This is a genomic window from Pseudomonas sp. Snoq117.2, from assembly GCF_900110545.1.
Taxonomy (GTDB): Bacteria; Pseudomonadota; Gammaproteobacteria; order Pseudomonadales; family Pseudomonadaceae; genus Chryseomonas; species Chryseomonas benzopyrenica.
Genome location: NZ_FOED01000022.1, coordinates 13,170 through 33,540, shown reverse-complemented (window position 1 = coordinate 33,540; position 20,371 = coordinate 13,170). Strand labels below are relative to the sequence as shown.

The window sequence follows — 20,371 nt, the reverse complement described above, 5'->3', positions numbered from 1 at the left end:
AATACCTGCGCCCCGAAATCAAGGTTATAGGCGTCGAGCCGGACGACTCCAACTGCCTGCAGCAGGCCATGGCGGCTGGTGAGCGGGTGGTCCTGCCGCGGGTGGGGTTGTTCGCCGACGGCGTGGCCGTGGCCCAGATCGGCCACCATACCTTCGAGATCTGCCGGCGCTATGTGGACGAGGTGATCACCGTCAGCAGCGACGAGATCTGCGCGGCGATCAAGGACATCTACGACGACACCCGCTCCATCACCGAACCGGCTGGCGCCCTGGGCGTGGCCGGGATCAAGAAGTACGCCGAGCGCGCGGGCGGTGGCGGCCAGGTGCTGGTGGCCATCGATTCCGGCGCCAACGTCAACTTCGACCGCCTGAGACACGTGGCCGAACGCGCCGAACTGGGCGAACAGCGCGAAGCCATCATCGCCGTGACCATCCCCGAGCGGCCGGGCAGCTTTCGGGCCTTCTGCGAAGCCCTGGGCCGGCGGCAGATCACCGAATTCAACTATCGCTACCACACCGGCCAGGAAGCCCATATCTTCGTCGGCGTTCAGACCCATCCCCAGCGCGATCCGCGTGAGGCCTTGCTGCAGGGACTACGCGACCAGGGTTTTCCGGTGCTGGACCTGACCGACAACGAACTGGCCAAGCTGCACATCCGCCACACCGTGGGTGGCCATGCCATGCGGGTCGACCAGGAACAGGTGTTTCGCTTCGAATTCCCCGAGCGACCCGGGGCGCTGTTCGATTTCCTTGAAAAGCTAGGCGGCCGCTGGAACATCAGCATGTTCCATTATCGTAACCATGGCGCGGCGGACGGGCGGGTATTCGCGGCGCTGGAGGCCAGTCACGCCGAGCGGGGCGAGCTGTTGGCAACCCTGGATGCCATCGGCTATCGCTATTGGGACGAGACCGAGAATCCGGCGTACCGGTTGTTCCTGGGCTAAGGTCTGGTGGTGTTGGGCTTCACCGCGCTCAGCGCCAACCTACGGGGGCATCCGGGTAGGGTGGATAACGGCGCAGCCTTATCCACCGTTGGTACCGGAGCCCGTCAGTGGAAAACGCTGCGCGGCTTTCCACGCTACGGTTGAGTACGCCTGATCGCGGCCATGGGCCGCTCCTACAGGTCCAGATGTCATTGTAGGAGCGGCCCATGGCCGCGATGAGCGAAATATCGGACTCCCGGAGCACCCGCATCGGCGGATCGCCAGGGGCGCGATGAGCCCATAAGCCAACGCTGAACCAGACCGCCCCTTCTCCCTCTGGGAGAGGGCTGGGGTGAGGGAGGCCAAACGCCGCTAGTCCCGCCCGTTGGGCTTCGCCGCGCTCAGCGCCAACCTACGACGCCGGCTCCTCCACGCTGATATCTGTCAACCCATGCACTTCGGCTTGCCGCATGATGGCCGCGGCGGGGGCATCGGCAGGCGGCAGGGCCAGGCTGTTCTCGGCGTCGGCGCGCAGGTGTTCCAGCACGGCGAGGGCCGCTTCATGGGGCGCGAGCGTCGCCTGCGGATGGTCGAGATCGAGCTGGCGGGGTTCGCCGTCCTTGCGGTAGTGGACGCGAAAGTGGGGCATAACGGCGGCCTCCAGGTAGGTCTCTAGACAGACCCGCCCGGACGCGCCGCCGTTCCGGGCTACTTGAGGATCACCAGCTTGCCCTTGAGGGCGACGCCGGCGATGAAGGCGCCGGCGTGGCATTCGTAGCGGGTGGGATCACTCCACTCGTTCTTCTTGTAGTAGCTGGTGATGTCGGTGACGGCATTGGCACCGGCGGCCTTGGCCGCTTCCTGCAGGCGGATCAGCGCCGATTGCAGCACCCAGCGGCAGGCGACCTCGTCGGTCTTGTTGAAGGCGTTGGTCTTCTGGTTGGTGGTGATGCTGGAATTGACCACCGTGGCCTTGCCCGGCACCGGGTTGCCGGCCAGGTAGAACTTGACGCTGCCATCCAGGCGCTTGGCGGCCAGGGCTTCCTGGACCACCTCGGCGAAGGGCAGCTGCAGGGTGGTGTCGCGGGCCTGGGCGGCGGTGGGGAGCAGGGTGGCCAGGCTCAGGGTGAGGGCAAGGGCGGGAGCGATGAGGCGCATGGTGACTTCCTTGTGGGGGTGAAGGTGACTGTTTAACCCAGAACGTCCGTCCCGTCAGCCTTGGGGCGGTGTTCTGCGATATCGCGCAAGCCGAGGGCCGTTACTCCGCGTCGGCAGCGGGGGCCGGCAGCTGCAGTCGCCGGCGGATGTCGGCGTCGAGCAGCTGGACCCACTTGTTGTAGTTGCGATGGATGCGCTCGCCGTCGTAGTCGAGGCCGGCACTGTCGCGGTAGCGGATCTGGTAGCCCTTGGTACTGTAAGGGATGTCGACCCAGGCCTGATGGTGGTTGCGCACCACGATACTGGCGACCACCAGGCCGGGGCTTTCCTGGCCCACCGTCCAGCCGCGGCGTTCGAGGGTATCGACGATGGCGCGGCGAACGTCGGCGGCGTTCTCCACCCGGTCAGCGGGGAAGACCTCCTGGGGCGTCACCAGGGGCGCGCGGGTGCAGGCCGCCAGGAACAGCAGAGCGGAGACGAGCAGCAGGCGACGCAACATGGGAATACCTCGGGAAATGGCCATCAGGACCAGCGGCGGAAGATCAGCGAGGTGTTGACCCCGCCAAAGGCGAAATTATTGTTCATCACATGATCGGTACGCAGGGTCCGCGGTCCGTCACGCAGATAGTCCAGCTCGCCGCACTGGGGGTCCAGATCGTCGAGGTTGAGCGTCGGTATGAAACGCTCTTCGTTCATCATGGCGATGCTGAACCAGGACTCCAGGGCGCCACAGGCCCCAAGGGTATGGCCCAGGTAGCTCTTCTGCGAGCTGATGGGCATGCCGGAGCCGAACAGCGCCTGGGTGGCCCGGGTCTCGGCGATGTCGCCCTGTTCGGTGGCCGTGCCGTGACCGTTGACGTAGCCGATGACCTCCGGCGTCAGCCCGGCGTCTTCCAGGGCCAGCTCCATGGCGCGCTGCATGGTGGCCTGTTCGGGGCGGGTGGAGTGCTGGCCGTCGGCATTGCTGCCGAAGCCGACGATCTCGGCGTGGATGTGCGCGCCGCGCGCCAGGGCGTGTTCCAGCTCTTCCAGCACCAGGATGCCGGCGCCTTCGCCGATCACCAGGCCGTCGCGTCCCTTGTCGTAGGGACGCGGCGAGGTGTGGGGCGCATCGTTGCGCAGGCTGGTGGCATAGAGGGTGTCGAAGACCATGGCCTCGCTGGGACAGAGTTCTTCGGCGCCGCCCGCCAGCATCAGCGGCAGGCGGCCGAACTTGATGGCTTCGTAGGCGTAGCCGATGCCCTGGCTGCCGCTGGTGCAGGCGCTGGAGGTGGGAATCAGCCGGCCCTTGAGGCCAAAGAACAGGCTCAGGTTGGCGGCGGCGGTGTGCGGCATCATGCGCACATAGGTGTTGGCGTTGAGCCCCACCGCGGCGTCGCTGAGCAGCATGTTAGCCAGCGCCTTGATGTCGTCGGTGCTGCCGGTGGAGGAACCGCAGGCCACGCCCATGCGGCCATCGGCGATGCCGGGATCATTCAGCAGTCCGGCATCGGCCAGGGCGCGCTCGGCGGCGGCCACCGCCAGCTGGGAGACGCGGCCCATGCTGCGCAACTGCTTGCGCGTCCAGTGGCTGGGTACCTGGAAGTCGACGATGGGCCCGCCCAGGCGGGTATTCATCTCGGTATAGCGGTCCCAGGCGTCCATGCGGCGGATGCCGCTGTGGCCGGCCAGGAAGTGGTCGCGGATGGTCGGCCAGTCACTGCCCAGGGCGGTGACGCCGGCCATCCCGGTGATCACGACGCGACGATCGATCATCAGCACAGCCCTCCATTGACCGCCAGCACCTGGCGGGTGATGTAGCCGGCCTCGGGTGCGAGCAGGAAGGCCACCGCGTGGGCCACCTCCTCGGGGGTGCCCATGCGCCCGGCGGGGATCATCTCGAGAATCTTGTCCACCGGCACATGCTCGTCGAGGATCTCGGTGTCGATCAGCCCCGGGGCGACGCAGTTGACGGTGATCTTGCGCTTGGCCAGCTCCACCGCCAGGGCCTTGGCGGCGCCGATCAGCCCCGCCTTGGAGGCGCTGTAGTTGACCTGGCCGCGATTGCCGATCAGCCCGGAGACCGAGGTGATACAGACGATACGCCCCGGCGCGCGGCGGCGGATCATCGGCATGACCACCGGGTGCAGGACATTGTAGAAGCCGTCGAGATTGGTGCGCAGCACCACGTCCCAGTCCTCTCCGGTCAGCGCCGGGAAGGCGCCGTCGCGGGTCAGGCCGGCATTGCAGACCACACCATAGTAGCCGCCGTGGGCTTCGGTATCGGCCTCGAGGATGGCCGCGCAGGCGGCGCGGTCGCCGACGTCGAATTGCAGCACCCGGGCCGTGCGGCCCAGGGCCTCGACCTCGGTGCGGACGGCCTCGGCTTCTTCGCGACGGCTGCGGCAGTGCAGCACTAGGTCGTGCCCGGCGGCGGCCAGGCGCAGGGCGATGGCGCGGCCCAGGCCGCGGCTGGAACCGGTCACCAGGACCGGGGCGGGGGCAACGCTCATGGCGCGGTCTCCTGTAGATACAGATCCGCCCGGGGCGGACGATAGACGTTCAGGCGGGCGCTGGCCTGGCAGCCAGGGCCCTGCAGATGGCAGTCGAAGATGGCCATGCCATCGTCATTCTGCAGTGCCGGCTGGGCCTGGATGCGCAACTCACCGCCGGCGGGAAAGGCCGCCACGTCGCAGGCGAACTGGCGGGTGCCGAGCAGGAAACCCAGGGCCGGGGCCTCGCCGCGGCGGCGCGCCTGGCAGCCAGCGAAGGCGGCCACGCTCTGGGCCATCAGCTCCACGCCGATCCAGGCCGGCAGGGCGCCGTCGGCGTCCGTGAAGAGGCCGGGGCGCACCACCAGGCGGGTCTCGATGCCCTGGTCGTCGCAGGCGAGGATTTCCTCGATCAGCAGCATGTCGCCGGCGTGGGGCACCAGCTCGGCGAGGGGCCAGGGGATCATGGCGTGGCTCCAAGGATAAGGCTGACGTTGCTGCCGCCAAAGGCGAAGCTGTTGCTCATGGCGTGGCGGCGGCCGTCCAGACGGCTGTCGGCGTGGGCCAGCGCCAGGCGTGGCAGGGCAGGATCGGCCTGGCCGTCCCAGCGCTGCGGCGGCAGCTGGCCGGCCGGGTTGAGCTGCGGGTCCAAGGTCAACCAGGCGAAGGCGGCTTCCAGGGCGCCGGCGGCGCCGAGGGTATGGCCGGTCAGCGGCTTGGTCGAGGAGCAGGGCACCCCGGCCAGGAACACCTCATGGGTGGCGTGGCTTTCCATGGCGTCGTTGTGTGGCGTGGCGGTGCCGTGCAGGTTGAGATAGCCGATGTCGCCCGGCTGCAGGCCGCTGGCGCGCAGCGCCGCCTGCATGGCCTGGACGGCGCCCCGACCGCTGGGGTCGGGGGCAGAGATGTGGTGGGCATCGGAACTGGCGCCGCCGCCGAGCAGGGCGATGGGGCCGGGCTCGCGGGTCAGCAGGAACAGCGCCGCGCCCTCGCCGATGTTGATGCCGCAGCGATTGACCGAGAAGGGATTGCACAGGCGTTCGCTGACCGCTTCCAGGGCAGCGAAGCCGTTCAGGGTCAGGCCGCAGAGGCTGTCGACGCCACCGCAGAGCACGGCATCGCAATGTCCCTGGACCAGCAGCCGACGGGCGCTGAGCAGGGCGCGGGCGCTGCTGGTGCAGGCGGTGGAGAGACCATAGCAGGGGCCGCTCAGGCCCAGGTAGCGGGCGAGGAAATCGGCCGGCGCCACCAGCTCCTGCTGGGCGTACTGATAGCCCTCGGGCAGTTGGCCGCTGCGCTGGTGCACGGCGATGCCCAGGCTGGCCTCGTGAATGCCGGAGGTACTGGTACCCAGCACCACGCCGATGCGCGCAGGACCGTGGCGCTCGATGGCCTGGCGCACCTGAGGCTCGATCTCGGTCAGGGCCGCCAGCAGGAGCTGGTTGTTGCGACTGAAGAAGGGGGCCCAGTCGGTAGGCCAGGCCGGCAGGGCGGCGCTGACGGTACCCACCGGCGGCTGGCGCTCGGGGATCCAGCCCGGGGTGGGCTGCATGCCTGCCGTGTCGCCGGCGAACAGGCCGCGCGCCACCTCGGCCTTGCCCTGGCCCAGGGCGCAGAGCAGCCCCAGGGCGTTCAGGTAGGCGCTCAAGGCGCGGACTCCGGCAGCAGGGTCAGGCGATAGCGCGACCCGTCTGGTGCCTGCAGCTCCAGGCGGTCGGCAGCGGGATAGCGCACCTGCCAGTCCTTGAGGCTACGGCTGCCATCGGCGGCCTGTTGCCAGTCGCCCGCGGCATAGGCCTGCGGCAGTTGGTCGGCCGGGGTCAGGGCGAACAGCAGTACGCTGAAGAAGGTGCGCGCCCGGGGATTGGGCGGCAGCAGGCCGTCGGCGTGCCAGGCGCCGTCGAGCAGGCGCTGGCGCGCCTGGGGCACACCCAGCGGATCGAACAGGGAAAAGCGCAGGGCTTGGCCTTCCGGCTGGATGGCCAGCAGCAGGGCGTCGCTGCCCTCGGCGGTCTGGCGCTCCACCTGATAGACGAGCGTGTGCGCCAGCGGTGGCGGACTGCTGGGCAGTGGCGGTTGGCTGGCGCAGGCGGCGAGCAGTAGCAGGCAGGCCAGCGCGAAGACGAGCGGACGGGGCAGGGTCATGCAGGGTGGGCCGAATTCAGCTGGCAGAGCTCGACGAGCAGGCGCAGGCGCCGCTTGGGCTCCTTGACGAAGGGGTTGCGAAGGTCCCAGGCGTAGCCGGCGAGAATGGCGCAGATCATGCGGCGGATCTCGGGGTCGGCGTTCTCGAAATAGATGACGTCCTGGAAGCTGCCATCGTACCAGCCCTCCACATAGGCACGGAACGTATCGACGCCCGCCTTGAGCGGTCGGGCGAATTCGCCCTCCCAGTCCACCGCCTCGCCACGCAGCTGGCGATCCACCAGGGGCGCGGCCAGGCTAGCCGAGCGCAGGGCGATGGTGACGCCCGAGGAAAACACCGGGTCGAGAAACTCGGCGGCGTTGCCCAGCAGGGCGAAGCCGGGGCCGTGCAGGCGCTTGACGTTGGCCGCATAGCCGCCCAGCTCGCGCACCGGGGTATCCCAGACCGCATTGTGCAGCACCCGGGCCAGGCTCGGGGTCTCGGCCACCCAGTCGCGCAGACAGGTGGCGAGATCGGGGGCGCGTCCGGCATAGCGCTCGGCGGCGGCCACCACCCCGAGCGAGGTGCGGCCGTCGCTGAAGGGGATGGTCCAGAACCAGACGTCGCGCAGGGTCGGATGGGTGGTGATGAGGATGCGTTCGCGGTCGAAGCCGGGATCGTCGATGCGATCCTCGACATGGGTGAAGAGGGCGCGACGCACCGGGAAGTCCGACGGGGCCTCCAGGTCCAGCAGGCGTGGCAGCACCCGCCCGTAGCCACTGGCGTCGAGCAGGAAGTCGGTGGTCAGCGCATAGGCCTGGCCGTCGTCGCCCAGCACCTCGATCCGGGTTCTTTCACCGCCTTCGCCCAGGGTCACGGCGGTCACCCGCTGGCCATAGCGGATCGCCACGCCCTGGCGCGCGGCGTCGTCGGCGAGGATCTTGTCGAAGGGGCCGCGCTGGACCTGGAAGGTGCTGCGCCCGCCGCTGTAGGTGTCGCGAAAGTCGAAGTCGGTGTAGCGCTCGCCCCAGGCGAAGGCCGCGCCGACCTTGGTCTGGAAACCGGCGGCCTCGACCGCCGGCAGCATCCCGGCTTCCTCGACGAAGTCCAGGCTGTGGGAGAGCAGGCTCTCGCCGATGGAAAAGCGCGGGAAGTGCTGGGCTTCCAGCACCAGTACCGGATGGCCGCGACGCTTGAGCAGGGCGGCGACTACGGCGCCGGCCGGGCCGGCACCGATGACGACCAGGGGGTGATGTTCAACCATGACGAAGGTCCTTTTCGTGGGAGACGGGGGGCGAGGCCCAGGGCGCCAGCAGGAAGCTGAACACTAGGCCCAGGCTGATGGCCAGGCCGAAGTTGGCGATGGCCGGGGTGCTGCTGAGCATCAGCAGACCAAACGACAGCCAGCTGCCGACGCCGGACAGCAGGCCGCCGAGCAGACTGACCGCCGCGCCGCCGATGGCCTCGTGCATGAGGATGGCGTAGTCCACGCCGATGGCGGTGATGAGCAGCAGGGCGAAGAGGCTGAACAGGGTCAGCGGCTGACCCAGCCACCCCAGGCAGGCCAGGGCCGCGAGGGCCGCCAGCAGCGGCAGGCAGACGATACGCAGCGCCGCGCGGCGACCGAAAGCCCAGAGCAGCAGGAGGAAGATGGCGCCCGAGGCCAGTAGCTTGAGCTCCACCGCCAGGCGCTGGGTATGGAGGAACAGCCCGCGTAGTTCGCCGAGGCGATCCACCAGCTGCACGCCAGGCAAGCCCTCGGCCACCGTCTGCAGAACCTGGGCGTTGCCCAGCCCTTGCAGGCTGACCAGGCCGGCCGCGCCGCCATCGGCCGTGCGGCCCAGCCAGAGCGGTCGCCAGGGCTCGCCCAGCGGGCCGGCCAGGGCCTGGTCGAGACTCAGGTCGGGTAGCTGATGCAGTTGCCTCAGTTCGGCGTCCAGCGCCTCGGCCGGAATGCCTACCGCCAGCAGGGGTTGCAGGCGCTCGCCCCAACCGGCCAGGGCCTGGCGCAGTTCGGCCTGGGCCGCGGCGGGGGCGACCAGGCCGCTGAGGGCGCGATAGCCCTGCAGCTGACCCTGACTGACCAGGCTATCCAAGCGCTGACCCAGGGCGGCCTGGCGGTGCAGCACCTCATCGGCATCCGTCCCGCGCACCAGGAAGAACTGGCTGGTGGGTTGCAGCCCGGTAAGGCGGGCGATGGCCTGGGCTTCGCGGGTCAGCGCCGGGTCCTGGCCAAGCCAGAGGCGCAGGTCGTTCTGCAGGTGCAGTTGCCAGACGCCCGCGCCGCAAAAGGCCAGCAGCGCCAGCAGCAGCGGCAGGCTGCCGGTGCGCGCCAGCAGGCGCAGTCGCAGGTCGAGCAGGCGCTGCATCAGCCGCAGGGGCGCGGCGGGCGGTGCCAGGTCCAGGCGCTGCCACCAGGCCGGCAAGAGGCAGACGGTGGTGAGGTAGGCGCCGATCAGGCCGGCGGCGGAGAACACCGCCACCTGGGTCAGCGCCGGAAAGGGCGTGCAGGCCAGCGCCAGGTAGCCCAGCAGATTGGTCGCCAGGCTCAGGGACAATCCCGGCAGGGTCTGGCGCAGGATGGCCGTGGCATTCCAGGGGCCACCCTTCCAGCTCTTGCTCAGGTAGTGCAGCGGGTAGTCGGCGGCCACCCCGGTCAGGCTGGCGCCGAGGATCAGGGTGAGGGCGTTGATCTGGCCGAACAGCAGCACGCAGGCGGCGCTGCCGGCCAGGAGGGCCACGCCCACCGCCAGCAGGCTGAGCAGCACCCGCCAGCGGCGGAACAGCCCCAGCAGCAGGGCCAGGGTGCCAAGGGTGGCCAGGCCGCCGATCAGCGACATCTCGCGACTGGCGGTGGCCTGGCCGGCGGCGGCGTATCTCAGTCCGCTGGCGGCGAGTAGCTGGCCGCCATCCGCGACCACCTCACGGCGGGCGGCCTCGATCAGGGCCTCCACCCGCGGCGGGGCATCGAAGTCGAAGGCATCGGCGCGGGTACGGGCGCGGATCAGGGCCCAAGTCAGGCCGTCGCCCTGGGTCAGCAGCAGGCCGCTGCCGGCGTCGAATTGCACCTTGCTGGCCGGAGTGAGCTGGCGCTGCACCAGCAGGCCGAGGCCGAACCAGTCCTGCTCCAGGGGCAGGGCGCCGGCGCCGGCGAAGGGATCGAAGAGCGCCGCGGCCCGGGCCTGCAGATAGCTGTCGGGCGTCTTGAGCAACGCGTCGCGCGCCGGCCCCGGTGTCAGCGCCAGGCGACTGGCCAGGAGTTGCTGGCGCAGGCCGGGCAGATCCGGCGTCAGCTGCCACTGCACCTTTTCGAACAGCGGCTCATGGGACCAGGCCTGACCCAGGCGCTCGGCCAGGGCGGCCACCCGCTCGCGCTGGGGATGACCCACCAGCAGGAGCACCTCGCGATTGAGCGGCTCGGCCATGCGCGCCTCGGCCTGCTGGGTAAGGGCGTCGCCGGCGCCCTGGGGCAAGAGCGCCAGCAGATCGGCAGCCACTGGCGGCCCGTGGCGCCACTGCCAGGCGCTGAGCGCCAGCAGGGCCAGGAGCAACAGCAGGAAGGGGCGCTGCAGCCGGGTCACTGGAAGACCGCGCGCTGCTCGGCGCTCAGGGTGTCGCTAGGCTGGCCGTCCAGCCTGAGCAGGCTGCGGTCGCCCTGGGTCTCGCGGATCTCCACCTGTTCGACCAGGGCACCGCCCTGGATGAGGATGCCGTCGAACACCTGATTGAGCAGCGCGCCGCGTGGGGTCAGGCGCAGCTGCCAGTGATTGGCGTCGCCTGTCAGGGCCAGCTCGAAGTCGCGTTCCAGGCCGCTGCGGTCACCGCTGAGCACGGCCAGGAACAGTGCGCTCTGGCGCGCGGCCAGGTCACTGCCGGGCAGGGGCGTCCAGCCCGTCGGCGTCTGCTTGGCGATGGCGCCGGGGGTGATGCGATAGGTCTGCGCCAGGGGCTTTTCCAGCCGCCAGAGCAGGCCCAGGCCGCGGGCCAGGGTGAAGTGACCGCTGCTGGTCAGCGGTTGCGGCAGGGCGCGCAGATAGCGCTGCTGGACGAAGCTGCCCTCGACCGCCGCGGGGCGCGCCAGCTGGGCGGCCAGGTCGTCGAGATCGAAGGCCTGGGCCAGGGGCGCGGCCAGGATGAATAGCAGAGCGATCAGCGTGCGCATGCCAGGGCCCTCTCCACGGCGTCGATGAAGACCTTGGGCGAGGCCAGCTGCATCTCGCGGCTGGCCATGTCCACGGCGACCTGCACGGTGCTGGCGCGGGTCAGGCGCTCACCGGTGGCAGCGTCGCTGATCAGGTAGTTGAGCTTGAGGCGATGCTCCCACTCCACCAGATCGGCGCGGACGCGGACGCGTTGCTGGAACAGCAGCGGACGGATGTAGCGGATCTGCAGGTCGATCACCGGCCAGCCATAGCCGGAGTCGCGCATCTGCAGGTAGTTATGGTCGAGGCGGTCGAGCAGCGCGCAACGCGCCACCTCCAGGTACTTCACATAATGGCCGTGCCAGGCGATTTCCATCATGTCGACGTCGAAGAAGGGGATCTGCATCTCCACCTCGACCTGCAGGGCACCGGTCTTACGCATAGGGCCTCCAGTGGCGGGCGCGAATCAGGGTCAGGGTCTGGCGCAGTTCGGCTTCCAGGGCACGGTCTTCGATCAGTGGCGGGAAGGTCTCGCCCAGCGCGCGGTGCATGGCGGCCAGGGGCGCGGGCGGTTGCCCGCCCTGCTCGCACCTGAGCCAGACGCCCTGCTGCGCGGCCAGCAGGGTGGCGGCGGCCACCTGCTCGGTGAGCTCCAGCACGCGCAGGGCGTCGCGGGCGGCGATGGTGCCCATGCTGACCTTGTCCTGGTTGTGGCATTCGGTGGAACGGGAGAAGACGCTGGCCGGCAGGGTGCCCTTGAGCGCCTCGGCGGTCCAGGCGCTGGCGCCGATCTGCACCGCCTTGAAGCCGTGGTTGAGCATGGCCCGCTCGGCCAGGGCGCCGGAGAGATTGCCCGGCAGGCCATGGTTGTAGCGCGCATCCGCCAAGAGGGCGAGCTGGCGGTCGAGCAGGTCGGCGACGTTGGCCACCAGGGTCTTGAGACTGTCCATGGCGCAGGCGATATGGCCGCCATAGAAGTGGCCGCCGTGCAGCACCCGCTCGTCCTCGGCGTCGATCAGCGGATTGTCGTTGGCGCTGTTGAGTTCGGTCTCGATGAACTGGCGCAGCCAGGGCAGGCTGTCGGCCAGCACGCCCAGGACATGGGGCGCGCAGCGCAGCGAATATCTGTCCTGCAGGCGGTGCAGGGGCGCGGCCGGACCCTCTGCGGCCAGATCCGCGCGCAGCCAGGCGGCCACCTGGCCCTGGCCCGGATGGGGCTTGGCGGCGAACAGGCGCTGGTCGAAGTGCTCGGGGTTGCCGGCCAGGGCCACCACGTTGAGCGCGGTGATGCGCGTCGCCAGGCGCAGCAGGTACTCGGCGCGGGAAAAGGCCAGGCAGGCCAGGCCGGTCATCACCGCGGTGCCGTTCATCAGCGCCAGGGCTTCCTTGGGCCTGAGCACCAGCGGCGTCCAGCCCAGCTCGGCATGGACGTCCGCTGCTTTCCGTATCTCATTGCGCCAGAGCACCTGGCGCTCGCCGCAGAGGGCGGCGGCCACATAGGACAGCGGGGTGAGATCACCACTGGCGCCCACCGAGCCCTCTTCGGGGATCAGCGGAAGGATGTCTTCGCGCAGGAAGGCGGTGAGACGTTCGAGCAGCTCGACGCGCACCCCGGAGACGCCCTGGCACAGCGACTGCAATCGCGCCGCTAGCACCGCCCGGGTCGCCGCCGCATCCAGATGGCGCCCCAGGCCGCAACCGTGGAAGGTGTAGAGCTGACGCGGCAGCGCCTCGACCTGGGCGAGGGGTACGGCGACCACGCAGGAATCGCCGTAGCCGGTGGTGATGCCGTAGACCGAACCCTCGCGGGCCAGCAGCGAATCGACGAAGCGCGCGCCGCGGGCGATGCCGTCGCGAAAGGCCGCGTCGTCCTGCAATTCGGCCTGGGCCCGGCCCTCGGCCAGGGCGACCAGGTCTTCGATGGCGAGGGCCTGGCTACCAAAGCGAACACTAGCGTTCATCGCGACTCCAGAAGGGGTAGAAGTTGAACCACTGCCGCGGCGCCTTGAGGCAATGGGCGGCGAGGCGCTCGGCATAGGCCTGGGCCAGGCCCTGGATGCCGGCGGCACGCTCCTGGCGACGCCAGGCCGGGGCCGGCGCGAAGTCTTCCAGGTAGAGGTGGTAGCCGTCGGCTTCGCGCAGGCAGAACAGCAGGTTGGTCGGGCAGCGCAGCAGGTGCGCCAGCAGCCAGGGGCCCTGGGGGAAGGGCGCCGGCGCGCCGAGGAAATCCACCTCGACGGTCCGGCCGCCATGCAGCGGCACCCGGTCGCCAGCGATGGCCAGCCATTCGCCGCGCTCCAGGCGCTCGCTGAGCTGCAGCATCACCGCCGGGTCCAGCTCGCTGACCTGGATCAGCCGCAGATCGCTGGCGCCGGCCTCTTCCAGTAGACGATTGAAGGCCTCGGCATGGCGGGTGTGCACCAGTACATTGAGGCGCACCCGCCGCCCCAGCTGGGCCAGGGCGCGACAGACTTCGAGGTTGCCCAGGTGGGCGGTGACCAGGATCTCGCCGCGCGGCGCGTGCATGCGGCTGTGCACCTGATCCGGGTCGTGCAGTTGCACCTGATCCAGGCCGAGGCGGCCGTTCCAGGCGTCGAGCTTGTCCAGCAGGGCTTCGGCGAAGGCCATGAACTGGGCATAGCCGCTGCGCCAGTCGGGCTTGAGCTCGGGACGGCCGCTCCAGGCGGCCAGGCGCTGCTGGTATTCGCGGATGCCGCGGCGGGCGCGGGCGCCGAACAGGAAGAAGTACAGCACGATCAGCCGCAACAGCGGAGCGATGGCGCGGCGGCCCAGGTGCCGCGCCAGCCAGGCGGTGAGGCGCATCAGCACGGGGCTGCCACGCTCGCGCTGCTGCGCCCAGTGGCCGCTCACGCGCGCACCCGGCGCCAGAGCAGACGCGGCGCGCGCAGCAGCATGCCGAAGAACAGCCGGGTGTGCATGCGCGAGATCAGCACGTTGTCCTGCCAGAGGCGAAAGTGCGAGCGGCCATCCAGCGGATAGTGCACCCGGGTCGGACGCCAGCGCATGGGCTGCTCGCGCCAGGCCAGGCGCACCAGGATTTCCGGGTCGAAATCCATGCGCTTGCCCAGGCCGCCGGCGCGGATCACCGCCAGGGTCGGCGCCAGCGGGTAGACGCGAAAGCCGCACATGCTGTCGCGGATCGCCAGGGACAGGCTGTTGATCCACACCCATACATGGGTGAGGTAGCGGGCATAGAGCCGGCCCTTGGGTACCGAGTCGTCGAACTGTGGGTAGCCGCAGATCAGCGCCTTGGGATAGGCCTGGGCTTCGGCGAGAAAGGCGGCCACGTCGGCCAGGTCGTGCTGGCCGTCGGCATCCACCTGCAGGGCATGAGTGAAGCCCAGGCGCTGCGCCTCGGCGAGTCCGGCCATCACCGCGCCGCCCTTGCCCTGGTTGACCGGCAGGCGCAGCAGATGGACGTCGGCTTGGGTCGCCAGCTCGTCCATCACCTGGGCGCAGGCGGGGCTGGAGGCATCGTCCACCAGCACGCAGGGCAGGGCGCGCTGGCGCAGCGCCTGGACCACCAGCGGCAGGGCGTGCTCATGGTCGAACACCGGGATCACCGCGCAGGCACGAAAGCTCATGGCTGCGCCTCCTTGAGCAGGATGCGCCCGGAGGAGCAGGCCGCCGTGCCCTGGCGAAAGGCGAAGTGCAGCTTGCTGCGGGTGGCGTCGAAGTGGAAGGTCAGGGTTACCCGATCGCCGGGGCGCAGCAGCTGCTGGAATTTCAGCACCTCCATCCCGGCGAAGTCCGTGGGTAGATCCAGGTGCTGACGGGCCAGGCGCTGCGCCCAACCGACCTGCACCACCCCGGGCACCACCGGCGCCGTGGGGAAGTGACCGGAAAAGAACGCCAGGTCCGGGGCGACTTCCAGCTCCAGCCGCCAGCCGTCTGCGGTCTGCTCGACGCCGAGCGGTTCGATGTCCACCGGACGTGGCTGGGCCAGCAACCGCTCCACCTCGGCCTGTGCCAGCTTGCCCTGGGCGCTGTAGGGCAGCGCCAGCAGCAGGCGCCAGCGGCGCGGCAGGGCGATGGCCTCGCAGTGGCCGGCCAGGTATTCGCGCAACTCGGCCACCAGGGCGCGGCGACCGCCATTGCGCAACTGGTGCAGGCCGCTTTCGCTCAGGGCGACCAGGGCGCCGAGCAGGGCGCGACCCTGCTGCACCACGCCCAGGCGGACGTCGGCGACGGCGGGATGGTCGAGCAGGCGCGCTTCCAGTGCCGGCAAGGCGATACGCTTCTCTTCCAGTTTGACGATGCGATCCAGGCGCCCGAGCAGTTCGAAGCGACCGTCACCCAGCAGGCGAACGCCGTCCATGGTCTGCTCGCGCACGCCCTGGGGCAGATAGGGTGAGGTCAGCCAGAGGGCGCCGTCAGCGTCCTGGCCCAGCTTCAGGTCCGCGAAGGCTTGCCAGGGCTGCGGGCCCTGGCGCCAGGCGATGCCGCCGGTCTCGGAGCTGCCATAGACCTCGGTAGGGTACTGGCCGAAGCGCGCCTGGCAGGCCGTGGCCGCCGCCTCCGGCAGCACGCCGCCAGAGGAAAACACCCGCACCACCTGACCGAGGATGGCGTCATCGAGGTTCTCGCCCAGGCGCTTGAGCAGCGCCGGGCTGCTTATCCACACCGCACGGCGACCCTCGCGTAGCAGGGCGGCGGTCTCGCGCTGCAGCTCCTCGGTGAAGGGCAGCGCCTGGCGGGCGAAGGGGCGCCCGGCGCAGAGCGGCCAGAGCACGCGGAACAGCAGGCCATAGATGTGTTGGGTGGAGACACTGCCGAGGATGGTCGCCTCGCCCAGGGACTCGCCCCAGAGGCGCTCCAGGGCGGCGACCTCGTTGGCCAGCTGGAACAGTTGCTTGGCGATCAGCTTGGGCTCGCCGCTGGAGCCCGAGGTGCTCAGGGTCAGCAGCGGTGCCTGGAGGTCGAGCGCGGCGGGCGCCAGGGGCTCGGCGGCGGTCCAGCCGGCAAGATCGTCGAGCCAGGCGTCGAGCGTCGGTACCAGGCGCGCGCGGGTGGCGGGTTGGGCATCGGCCGGCAGGACGACCTCGATGCCGGCGCGCCAGGCGCCGAGCAGGGCGCAGGCCAGGTCCTCGGCATCGTCCAGGTGCAGCGCCAGGCGCCTGAGGTCAGCGGCCTGGAAGGCCGCCGCCAGGCTCAGGGCGCGCTGCTTGAGGGCCGCATCCAGCGGGCTCGCGGCGCCCAGCAGGTCGGCGAGAGGGGTGAAGGTCATGGCAGCCTCCGCACGCGCTGGCGGACCAGCCATTCACCGGCGAACAGCAGGCCCATCAGGCCATAGGCGATGACGCCGGTATAGAGCGTCCACCAGGCCAGCGGCGCCCAGAGCGCCAGGGCAGCGGCGGTGAGCGCATTGAACAGAAAGAACAGGCACCAGACCTGGGTTACCCTCCGGGTATAGCGCACCGCACGGGGTGGCAGCTCGGGTTCGCGCAGCCGCGCCAGGCGTTCGATCAGCGGCTGGCCGCGCAGCAGGCTCAGGCCGAACACCGCCAGCAGGAAGAGGCTGAGCAGCACCGGATACCAGCGCAAGAGCACGGCTGCGTCGCTCAGGGCCAGTAGCAGGCAGAAGCCCAGGGCGACCAGGGCGGTGCCGCGCTGCAGGCCGTTGAGGCCGGGTTGCAGCAGGCGCAGGCCCCAGAGGGCGCCCAGACCGGCGGCGAACAGCCGTGGCGAGAGGTGCTGCAGGCCGAAGTACACGGCGAAGGGATAGGCCAGGCCGAGCAGGAGCAGCAGGGCAGCGGCGAGCAGGCCCAGCGGGGAGCGGGAAGGCAGGGCACTCATAGGCGGCGGATCAGGCGTCCGCCTGGCTGATGCGATAGACAGCCTCGACCACGTCGCCCACGGTACGCACCTGGCGGAATTGCTCGGCGGCGATCTTGTGGCCGGTCTGGCGGCGCAGGTGGTCGATCAGGTCGACGGCGTCGATGCTGTCGATCTCCAGGTCCTCGTAGAGGTTGGCCTCCAGGGTCACCCGGTCGGGCTCCAGCTCGAAGAGCTCGACCAGGGCGCTGCGCAGGGTCTCGAAGATGGCTTCACGGCTTTGCATGGCGATCTCCTCAGGCGGCGCGCTGGGCGGCCACGAAGGCCGCGAGGGCGTTGACGTTGGCGAAATGGGTGCGGGTGTCCTTGGCTTCGGCGTCGATGCGGATGCCGTAGCGCTTCTGGATCGCCAGGCCCAGCTCCAGGGCGTCCACCGAATCCAGGCCCAGGCCGTCGCCGAACAGGATCTGGTCGTCGCCGATATCGTCGACGGTGACGTCCTCGAGGCCGAGCGCCTCGATGATCAGGCTTTTGAGCTCAAGGTTGAGATCAGTCATGGTTGCCGGTTTCCTTCAGGTAGAGCTGGTGCAGCTGGTCGTTGAGTTCACGCGACGCCAGCGGCAGCGGCCGCCCGGCGAAGGTGGAGGGATCGATGTCGGCGCCGACGTCCAGCTGGAAGTCGAAGCGCCGGGAGGGGATGCGATACCAGGGCGTGGCCTTGGTCAGGGTGCTGGGCACCACGCGGATAGTGACCGGGGTGATGCAGCGGGCGCCGCGCAGGGCGATGGCCGCGGCGCCACGATGGAAGCGCGGCGGCTCGCCGGGGGTGGTGCGGGTGCCCTCGGGAAAGATGATCAGCGTCTGGCCCTCGCGCAGGGCGTCGGCGGCTTCGTCGAGCATCTCCGCGCTGCCGTTGTTGCTGATGTAGCCGGCCGCCTGGATCTGCCGCTTGAGATAGGGGTTCTGCCAGAGGCCCTGCTTGACCACGCAATTGGCGTCGGGCACCAGGCCGATGAGCACCACCACGTCGATCAGCGAGGGGTGGTTGGCGATGATCAGCTGGCCCGGACGACCCAGGCGCTCGCGGCCCTGGATGCGCAGGTTCATCACCCGGGTCAGTACCATGAAGGCGACGAAGAAACGGAACAGCCGGGCATTGGCCCGCCGCGCACGCTGACGCCGCTGCAGCGGATCGCCTGGCAGCACCAGCAGGATCGGCAGGATCAGCAAGCGGAAGACCAGGGCGCCGCAGCCGAACACCACGAAGTTGAGCCCCGTGGCCAGCAGCCGGTAGCCGTAGTCCAGCCGGCCAGTCATCAGCAGGTCTCCGCCTGCCAATGCCAGGCGCGCCCGGCATAGGCCAGGTGCCGATCACCGCGGGCTTCCAGCAGGCGCAGCAATTCCAGGGCATGCGGCCAGGCGCTGGTCGCGGCGTCCGCCGGGGCCGGCGCGCCGCTCAGGCCATGGCTGCTGCCCGGGGTGAGCAGCAGGCCCACGGCATAGGGAAAGGGGACGTCGTCGATCTGGGGCGCATAGAGGGTAGGCGGCGCCTCTTCGGCGATCACCACCAGCACCCCGCTGGCGCCTTCGGCGAGCAGGGTGGAGGCTTCCAGCACGGCGTGTTCGAGGCCATCGCGGCCGGTGGCCAGGGCATTCATCTCGCTGTGATCGCCGCGCAGGATCGACCACTGGCCGATGATGGCGTTGTGCACCGAAAGGCTGAACTGGGTCGGGGAGAGCGGCTCGCCGCGGGCTAGCTCCTGGAGGATCGCCAGGGTGCGCGGGGTCTCGCCGTGGCGTGAGGCGAAGATCAGCGGCAGCGGCTCGCCATGGGCGTCGGCCAACGGCCAGGCCACCTGGAAGGTCATGCGTGCCAGGCGACTCAGGCGGCGGCGCTGCATGGCCGGCAGGAAGCTGGCATCGGGTTGGCTGCCGTCGTCCGCCGGACACCAGGGCGCGGCGCACCACTGCCGCCAGGCGTCCTGGTCGCCAAGACCAGGCGCCCAGGCGCGCCAATCGCTAATCTGGAAGTGCATGTTCACAGCCGAATCTACCCCGGAGCCTTACGTGCTTGCCGTTTCATCTATCCCTGATGAGCAGGGTATTGCAGCGTTCGGCGCGCATTATCCAAGCGGCTCCCACCCTAGGCAAACATTTGTCTGAACTTTGCGAAGAGGTGACAGTCGCGCCGCGAAGCCAGGGACAGGCTAGCGTGGCGGGAGGTAGAGAGCCCCTTTTCAGGGCACGAAACGCCGCTCCGTGCGACGAGCGGCAGTGGAAGCGGTGATTTGGGCAAGAGAGGTGAAGGTAAAGGTGAAGCTGTCGCTGATGGTTATCGCGATCATGGCTGCATGGGACCGCTCCAGAGGCTTTTCAACCTCAAGGGAGCGGTCGAGCCCTGGCGTCACGCCGCTGGTAGCGGCTGCAACCTAGACAGCCGGACCGCCACGGCCAGGGCCGCGAGCAGCAGGGCGCCGATGAACAGACCGACACCGGTCCAGCCGCCCAGGTGCCAGCAGAAGCCACCCAGGGTGCCGGCCACGCTGGAGCCGGCGTAGTAGCTGAACAGATAGAGCGACGATGCCTGGCCACGCGCCTGGCGCGCGCGCCGACCCACCCAGCTGCTGGCCACCGAATGGGCGCCAAAGAAGCCGAAGGTGAACAGCAGCATGCCTGGCAGCACCAGCCACAGCGGCGTGAACAGGGTCAGCAGCAGACCACAGAGCTTGAGCACGATGGCGGCGGCGAACACCCGCCGCCGACCGAAGCGATCGGCCAGGCTGCCGAACTTGGCCGAGCTGTAGATCCCCGCCAGATAGACCAGTGACAGCACGCCGATCCAGGCCTGGCTCAGGTGGTAGGGCTCGGCCAAGAGGCGATAGGCGATGTAGTTGAACAGGGTGACGAAGGCGCCCATCAGCAGGAAGGCCTCCAGGAACAGCCAGGGCAGGCCGGCATCGCGAAAGTGCAGGGCATAGCCGGCGAGCAGGCTGCGTGGCCGCAGGGGCCGCGGCTGGAAGCGCTTCGAAGCCGGCAGGCTACGCTTGAACAGCACCGCCGCCACCAGCGCCAGCACCCCCAGGGCACCGAGGGCGATACGCCAGGACACGAAATCCACCAGGACTCCGCTGATCACCCGGCCAGACATCCCGCCCAGGGCGTTACCACTGATGTAGAGGCCCATGGCATAGCCCAGGTGTTCGGGATGCACCTCCTCGGCCAGGTAGGTCATGGCCACCGCCGCCACTCCAGCCAGCGATAAGCCAACCAGGGCACGGGTCACCAGGATGCCGTCCCAGGTCGGCATCAGGGCGCTGAGCAGGGTGAAGGCCCCGGCGGCGAACAGCGCATAGACCATCACCGACTTGCGGCCGATGGCATCGGAGATCGGCCCGGTCACCAGCAGGCCGCAGGCCATCAGGCCGGTGGCCAGGGACAGCGACAGACTGCTGGCCGCGGCGGTCAGGCCAAAGGCCTGAGAAAAGATCGGCATCAGCGGCTGTACGCAATAGAGCAGGGCGAAGGTGGCGAAACCGCCGCAGAACAGCGCCAGGGCGGTGCGCAGGAATTGCGGCGTACCCTTTTCGATGAAGGCGTCCGGCGCGTGCTGCGGCTCATTGGCGGCAGGGCGGGTTTCCAGCGGCGGGGAAGGGGGCGTTGCGGACGACCGGGACGTATTCACGGGTACCTCAGGGCAGGTCTGACCTCATCACCCTAGGCTGGCAGCTGCCATATATCCAATATATTGTCCGTCTC

The 20,371-nt window shown here is 69.5% G+C and carries 23 protein-coding genes; 1 reads left to right on the top strand and 22 read right to left on the bottom strand.

Going from position 1 to position 20,371, the window contains the following annotated elements:
* On the top strand, window positions 1-944 hold a 944-nt coding region (gene ilvA, locus BMZ43_RS24625), incomplete at its 5' end, for a threonine ammonia-lyase, biosynthetic (protein ID WP_093257505.1).
* Between the two features lie 391 nt (window positions 945-1,335).
* Here ilvA and BMZ43_RS24620 read toward each other — a convergent pair.
* The 22 genes from BMZ43_RS24620 to BMZ43_RS24515 form a co-directional block, all read right to left on the bottom strand.
* The gene (locus tag BMZ43_RS24620) at window positions 1,336-1,572 is read right to left on the bottom strand and encodes a hypothetical protein (protein WP_017642740.1); all 237 of its coding nucleotides are present in this window, start codon (window positions 1,570-1,572) and stop codon (window positions 1,336-1,338) included.
* A gap of 59 nt (window positions 1,573-1,631) precedes the next feature.
* Window positions 1,632-2,081, bottom strand: a complete 450-nt coding sequence (locus BMZ43_RS24615; RefSeq protein ID WP_093257502.1) for an excinuclease — start codon at window positions 2,079-2,081, stop codon at window positions 1,632-1,634.
* A 100-nt stretch (window positions 2,082-2,181) separates the two neighbouring features.
* Complete coding sequence (locus tag BMZ43_RS24610; RefSeq protein ID WP_093257500.1) at window positions 2,182-2,580, bottom strand: hypothetical protein; 399 nt, start codon at window positions 2,578-2,580, stop codon at window positions 2,182-2,184.
* Between the two features lie 23 nt (window positions 2,581-2,603).
* On the bottom strand, window positions 2,604-3,836 hold the full coding sequence (locus tag BMZ43_RS24605; protein WP_093257497.1) for a beta-ketoacyl-ACP synthase: 1,233 nt from the start codon (window positions 3,834-3,836) through the stop codon (window positions 2,604-2,606).
* A complete protein-coding gene (gene fabG, locus BMZ43_RS24600) occupies window positions 3,836-4,573 on the bottom strand; it encodes a 3-oxoacyl-ACP reductase FabG (protein WP_064308899.1) in 738 nt (245 codons plus the stop codon). Before fabG ends, BMZ43_RS24605 begins: the two co-directional genes overlap by 1 nt.
* Window positions 4,570-5,019, bottom strand: coding sequence for a hotdog family protein (locus tag BMZ43_RS24595; protein ID WP_093257494.1), 450 nt, complete (start codon window positions 5,017-5,019; stop codon window positions 4,570-4,572). Before BMZ43_RS24595 ends, fabG begins: the two co-directional genes overlap by 4 nt.
* A complete protein-coding gene (locus BMZ43_RS24590) occupies window positions 5,016-6,200 on the bottom strand; it encodes a beta-ketoacyl-[acyl-carrier-protein] synthase family protein (protein WP_093257488.1) in 1,185 nt (394 codons plus the stop codon). Before BMZ43_RS24590 ends, BMZ43_RS24595 begins: the two co-directional genes overlap by 4 nt.
* On the bottom strand, window positions 6,197-6,697 hold the full coding sequence (locus tag BMZ43_RS24585; RefSeq protein WP_059316300.1) for a hypothetical protein: 501 nt from the start codon (window positions 6,695-6,697) through the stop codon (window positions 6,197-6,199). The genes BMZ43_RS24590 and BMZ43_RS24585 overlap by 4 nt, the downstream gene beginning before the upstream one ends.
* A complete protein-coding gene (locus tag BMZ43_RS24580; RefSeq protein ID WP_093257486.1) occupies window positions 6,694-7,941 on the bottom strand; it encodes an NAD(P)/FAD-dependent oxidoreductase in 1,248 nt (415 codons plus the stop codon). Before BMZ43_RS24580 ends, BMZ43_RS24585 begins: the two co-directional genes overlap by 4 nt.
* The gene (locus BMZ43_RS24575) at window positions 7,934-10,258 is read right to left on the bottom strand and encodes an MMPL family transporter (RefSeq protein ID WP_093257483.1); all 2,325 of its coding nucleotides are present in this window, start codon (window positions 10,256-10,258) and stop codon (window positions 7,934-7,936) included. The genes BMZ43_RS24580 and BMZ43_RS24575 overlap by 8 nt, the downstream gene beginning before the upstream one ends.
* Window positions 10,255-10,839 (bottom strand): outer membrane lipoprotein carrier protein LolA, encoded by a 585-nt coding sequence (locus BMZ43_RS24570; protein WP_093257480.1) that lies wholly within the window; start codon window positions 10,837-10,839, stop codon window positions 10,255-10,257. Before BMZ43_RS24570 ends, BMZ43_RS24575 begins: the two co-directional genes overlap by 4 nt.
* A complete protein-coding gene (locus BMZ43_RS24565; protein WP_059316296.1) occupies window positions 10,827-11,261 on the bottom strand; it encodes an acyl-CoA thioesterase in 435 nt (144 codons plus the stop codon). The genes BMZ43_RS24570 and BMZ43_RS24565 overlap by 13 nt, the downstream gene beginning before the upstream one ends.
* Window positions 11,254-12,780, bottom strand: coding sequence for an HAL/PAL/TAL family ammonia-lyase (gene hutH / locus BMZ43_RS24560; protein WP_093257478.1), 1,527 nt, complete (start codon window positions 12,778-12,780; stop codon window positions 11,254-11,256). Before hutH ends, BMZ43_RS24565 begins: the two co-directional genes overlap by 8 nt.
* Window positions 12,770-13,642 (bottom strand): LpxL/LpxP family acyltransferase, encoded by an 873-nt coding sequence (locus BMZ43_RS24555; protein WP_256563393.1) that lies wholly within the window; start codon window positions 13,640-13,642, stop codon window positions 12,770-12,772. The genes hutH and BMZ43_RS24555 overlap by 11 nt, the downstream gene beginning before the upstream one ends.
* A gap of 44 nt (window positions 13,643-13,686) precedes the next feature.
* Window positions 13,687-14,424, bottom strand: a complete 738-nt coding sequence (locus tag BMZ43_RS24550) for a glycosyltransferase family 2 protein (protein ID WP_093257474.1) — start codon at window positions 14,422-14,424, stop codon at window positions 13,687-13,689.
* Entirely contained in the window at window positions 14,421-16,067 is a 1,647-nt protein-coding gene (locus BMZ43_RS24545; RefSeq protein ID WP_093257472.1) for an ApeI family dehydratase, read from the bottom strand. The genes BMZ43_RS24550 and BMZ43_RS24545 overlap by 4 nt, the downstream gene beginning before the upstream one ends.
* Window positions 16,064-16,636: a COG4648 family protein gene (locus tag BMZ43_RS24540; protein ID WP_093257470.1), complete on the bottom strand. Its 573-nt coding sequence runs from the start codon at window positions 16,634-16,636 to the stop codon at window positions 16,064-16,066. Before BMZ43_RS24540 ends, BMZ43_RS24545 begins: the two co-directional genes overlap by 4 nt.
* Before the next feature lie 10 nt (window positions 16,637-16,646).
* Complete coding sequence (locus BMZ43_RS24535; protein WP_093257468.1) at window positions 16,647-16,901, bottom strand: acyl carrier protein; 255 nt, start codon at window positions 16,899-16,901, stop codon at window positions 16,647-16,649.
* 10 nt (window positions 16,902-16,911) lie between these two features.
* Window positions 16,912-17,172: a phosphopantetheine-binding protein gene (locus BMZ43_RS24530; RefSeq protein ID WP_017642722.1), complete on the bottom strand. Its 261-nt coding sequence runs from the start codon at window positions 17,170-17,172 to the stop codon at window positions 16,912-16,914.
* Window positions 17,165-17,932, bottom strand: a complete 768-nt coding sequence (locus BMZ43_RS24525) for a lysophospholipid acyltransferase family protein (protein WP_017642721.1) — start codon at window positions 17,930-17,932, stop codon at window positions 17,165-17,167. The genes BMZ43_RS24530 and BMZ43_RS24525 overlap by 8 nt, the downstream gene beginning before the upstream one ends.
* Entirely contained in the window at window positions 17,932-18,651 is a 720-nt protein-coding gene (locus BMZ43_RS24520) for a beta-ketoacyl synthase chain length factor (RefSeq protein ID WP_093257508.1), read from the bottom strand. The genes BMZ43_RS24525 and BMZ43_RS24520 overlap by 1 nt, the downstream gene beginning before the upstream one ends.
* Window positions 18,652-19,019: 368 nt before the next feature.
* Window positions 19,020-20,297: an MFS transporter gene (locus tag BMZ43_RS24515; RefSeq protein ID WP_093257466.1), complete on the bottom strand. Its 1,278-nt coding sequence runs from the start codon at window positions 20,295-20,297 to the stop codon at window positions 19,020-19,022.
* Window positions 20,298-20,371: the final 74 nt, after the last annotated feature.

Bases quoted from the DNA above. Each gene is read 5' to 3' on its own strand.
- BMZ43_RS24620 (WP_017642740.1), bottom strand. From the start codon at position 1,572: ATGCCCCACTTTCGCGTCCACTACCGCAAGGACGGCGAACCCCGCCAG.
- BMZ43_RS24615 (WP_093257502.1), bottom strand. From the start codon at position 2,081: ATGCGCCTCATCGCTCCCGCCCTTGCCCTCACCCTGAGCCTGGCCACC.
- BMZ43_RS24610 (WP_093257500.1), bottom strand. From the start codon at position 2,580: ATGTTGCGTCGCCTGCTGCTCGTCTCCGCTCTGCTGTTCCTGGCGGCC.
- BMZ43_RS24605 (WP_093257497.1), bottom strand. From the start codon at position 3,836: ATGATCGATCGTCGCGTCGTGATCACCGGGATGGCCGGCGTCACCGCC.
- fabG (WP_064308899.1), bottom strand. From the start codon at position 4,573: ATGAGCGTTGCCCCCGCCCCGGTCCTGGTGACCGGTTCCAGCCGCGGC.
- BMZ43_RS24595 (WP_093257494.1), bottom strand. From the start codon at position 5,019: ATGATCCCCTGGCCCCTCGCCGAGCTGGTGCCCCACGCCGGCGACATG.
- BMZ43_RS24585 (WP_059316300.1), bottom strand. From the start codon at position 6,697: ATGACCCTGCCCCGTCCGCTCGTCTTCGCGCTGGCCTGCCTGCTACTG.
- BMZ43_RS24580 (WP_093257486.1), bottom strand. From the start codon at position 7,941: ATGGTTGAACATCACCCCCTGGTCGTCATCGGTGCCGGCCCGGCCGGC.
- BMZ43_RS24570 (WP_093257480.1), bottom strand. From the start codon at position 10,839: ATGCGCACGCTGATCGCTCTGCTATTCATCCTGGCCGCGCCCCTGGCC.
- BMZ43_RS24565 (WP_059316296.1), bottom strand. From the start codon at position 11,261: ATGCGTAAGACCGGTGCCCTGCAGGTCGAGGTGGAGATGCAGATCCCC.
- hutH (WP_093257478.1), bottom strand. From the start codon at position 12,780: ATGAACGCTAGTGTTCGCTTTGGTAGCCAGGCCCTCGCCATCGAAGAC.
- BMZ43_RS24555 (WP_256563393.1), bottom strand. From the start codon at position 13,642: ATGCGCCTCACCGCCTGGCTGGCGCGGCACCTGGGCCGCCGCGCCATC.
- BMZ43_RS24550 (WP_093257474.1), bottom strand. From the start codon at position 14,424: ATGAGCTTTCGTGCCTGCGCGGTGATCCCGGTGTTCGACCATGAGCAC.
- BMZ43_RS24545 (WP_093257472.1), bottom strand. From the start codon at position 16,067: ATGACCTTCACCCCTCTCGCCGACCTGCTGGGCGCCGCGAGCCCGCTG.
- BMZ43_RS24540 (WP_093257470.1), bottom strand. From the start codon at position 16,636: ATGAGTGCCCTGCCTTCCCGCTCCCCGCTGGGCCTGCTCGCCGCTGCC.
- BMZ43_RS24535 (WP_093257468.1), bottom strand. From the start codon at position 16,901: ATGCAAAGCCGTGAAGCCATCTTCGAGACCCTGCGCAGCGCCCTGGTC.
- BMZ43_RS24530 (WP_017642722.1), bottom strand. From the start codon at position 17,172: ATGACTGATCTCAACCTTGAGCTCAAAAGCCTGATCATCGAGGCGCTC.
- BMZ43_RS24525 (WP_017642721.1), bottom strand. From the start codon at position 17,932: ATGACTGGCCGGCTGGACTACGGCTACCGGCTGCTGGCCACGGGGCTC.
- BMZ43_RS24520 (WP_093257508.1), bottom strand. From the start codon at position 18,651: ATGCACTTCCAGATTAGCGATTGGCGCGCCTGGGCGCCTGGTCTTGGC.